Raw genomic sequence first — 2,284 nt, 5'->3', positions numbered from 1 at the left:
TTTATGTGCTTCTAACATTTCGTCGACGATTTGTTTCGCAATGGTATCAGAAGCAACCAAAGGATTAATGGTTAACGCGAGGATTGCTAGATTATAATCGCCCTTAACCGCGGCTTCGGCTGCCACCCGTTCAAATGATTTAATTTGTTGAACAAGACCTCGGACCGGAACTGGGAGATCACCCATCACAAGTGGCTTCGGGCCCTCTTTTGTAATGATGCAGCTAACCTCAACAGCAGAATCATTAGGAATGCTTGCGATCGAACCATTATTTAACGTATTAACCGGTTGAATATCCCCTTTGTCATTATAAATAGAAGAAATCAATCGGACCGCCGCGTCACTATAATAAGCTCCCCCTCGTTTTTCGAGTTGTGGAGGTTTAATGGACAAGTTGGGATCTTTATAAAGTTCAAAGAGATCCTCTTCTAACTTTTTCACTACTTCCGCACGTGTCCCAACCGTTTCCGCATTTTTGATGTCTTTTTCAACCATTTCACGACTTTTGTAATAATAATTGTGATACGGACATGGAAGGACCCCTAAAGCCCGGATAAATTCAGGCTCCCAGCCTTGTCCTTGTATATTTTTCACAAAGCTTGAATTTTCAGGGTTGGTTAAAAATTCGATGACTTGATCTTTTACACTAACGCCATCCACGTAAACATCTAAACCGTAAACCATATGGTTTAGTCCTGCAAAGTCAATCCGGACACGTGAATGATCAACTTTTAGTAGTTTTGCAATTCCCATTTCCATCCCAATCGGAACATTACACAGTCCGACAACCTTTCGATGGTCACTATAACCGAGAACAGCTTCCGTCACCATCCCTGCTGGATTGGTAAAGTTAACGAGCCACGCTTCAGGACAAAGATCCTTCATATCTTTAACAATATCCAAAATAACTGGGATCGTACGAAGACCTTTAAAAAGTCCGCCTGGTCCGTTAGTTTCTTGGCCAAGAACCCCATACTTTAACGGGATTCTCTCATCTTTGGCCCTGGCTTCAAGGAGACCCACTCGGAATTGTGTGGTCACAAAATCGGCATCCTTTAAAGCTTCTCTTCGATCTAGTGTTAAGTGCACTTCGACAGGAAGTCCTGCCTTTTGAAACATCCGTTTTGCTAAGTTTCCAACTATCTCTAATTTCTCTTTACCTTCTTCAACATCCACAAGCCACAGTTCGCGTAATGGTAGTTCGTCGTATCGTTTGATTAATCCTTCGACCAGCTCAGGAGTATAACTCGAACCGCCGCCAATGGTGGTAATTTTAATTGATTTCATCACTTTCTATGAACCTCCCACTTTATTAAGCATTCATTTCTTGGCGAATCTCAACAATCTCTTTTGCTAAATCGATTAATGTGATAGCCGTCATTAAATGATCCTGCGCATGGACCAGAATAATGGGGATGTCGAAATCTTTGCCCTCCGCTTCGGCTTGGATCAATTGTGATTGAAAGCGATGGGCATGGATAATTTCATCATCAGCTTCTGAAAGTTTTTCCAGTGCAGAAGTGAAGTTTTTTTCTTTGGCTGTAAAAATCGCTTCCATGGCGAGACTTCGAGCATTCCCACTGTGCAGAATTAATTGAAATGAGAGTTGGTACAATTCTTCCTTCGTCATCTTTGTCCCCCCCGCCTATGATACATGCCAAGAGCTTGCCAGATGGCAAGCCCTTGTATTCTATTGTTAATTGCTAGACCCTTTTTCAACATTGAAGTTTTGTTTATCCCACATTCTAAAAAATGGATAGTAAATCGCAAAAGCAACGACTAAATTAATCACTTGCATTAACGCCCCTCTGATATTTCCGCCTGTTGCTAAATATCCGCCGATAATTGGAGGAGTCGTCCATGGTACGGCAACACCAGCTGTCTTCGGAGCAAAACCAGTACTCATCCCAATATAAGTCGTAATGGTAAGTGCCAACGGTGTTAAAATAAATGGAATAATGAGCAATGGATTCAATACAATTGGCGCTCCGAATGTAATCGGTTCATTAATATTGAATATTCCTGGTCCAATCGCCAGACGGCCTAATTGCTTGGATTGCTGACTCTTCGCCATAAATAACATCATAAGAGCAAAAACAAATGTCGCACCAGAGCCGCCCATATAAATGAAAATATCAAAGAATTGTTGGGAAATAATATTTGGAATTTCATCTCCAGCTTGAAGCGCCAGACGGTTCGCGTCTGTTTGCGCTAACCAAATAGGCGCCATAACGCCGCCGACAATACTGGCCCCGTGCAATCCGGTCGACCATAAGAGTTGAAC

Annotated in this window: 3 protein-coding genes; all 3 read right to left on the bottom strand. The window is 42.3% G+C overall.

Annotation, left to right across the window (positions count from 1 at the left end; all coding sequences use genetic code 11):
* On the bottom strand, positions 1 to 1,290 hold a 1,290-nt coding region (locus tag V7659_RS29255; RefSeq protein WP_335543554.1), incomplete at its 3' end, for a 6-phospho-beta-glucosidase.
* Between the two features lie 22 nt (positions 1,291 to 1,312).
* Complete coding sequence (locus V7659_RS29250; protein WP_335543553.1) at positions 1,313 to 1,630, bottom strand: PTS lactose/cellobiose transporter subunit IIA; 318 nt, start codon at positions 1,628 to 1,630, stop codon at positions 1,313 to 1,315.
* 66 nt (positions 1,631 to 1,696) lie between these two features.
* On the bottom strand, positions 1,697 to 2,284 hold a 588-nt coding region (locus tag V7659_RS29245; protein WP_335543552.1), incomplete at its 5' end, for a PTS sugar transporter subunit IIC.

Source organism: Neobacillus drentensis, assembly GCF_036966985.1.
GTDB classification, from domain to species: domain Bacteria; phylum Bacillota; class Bacilli; order Bacillales; family Cytobacillaceae; genus Neobacillus; species Neobacillus drentensis_E.
Note: the sequence above shows the minus strand (reverse complement) of the source record. Positions and strands in the feature narration are given on the sequence as shown.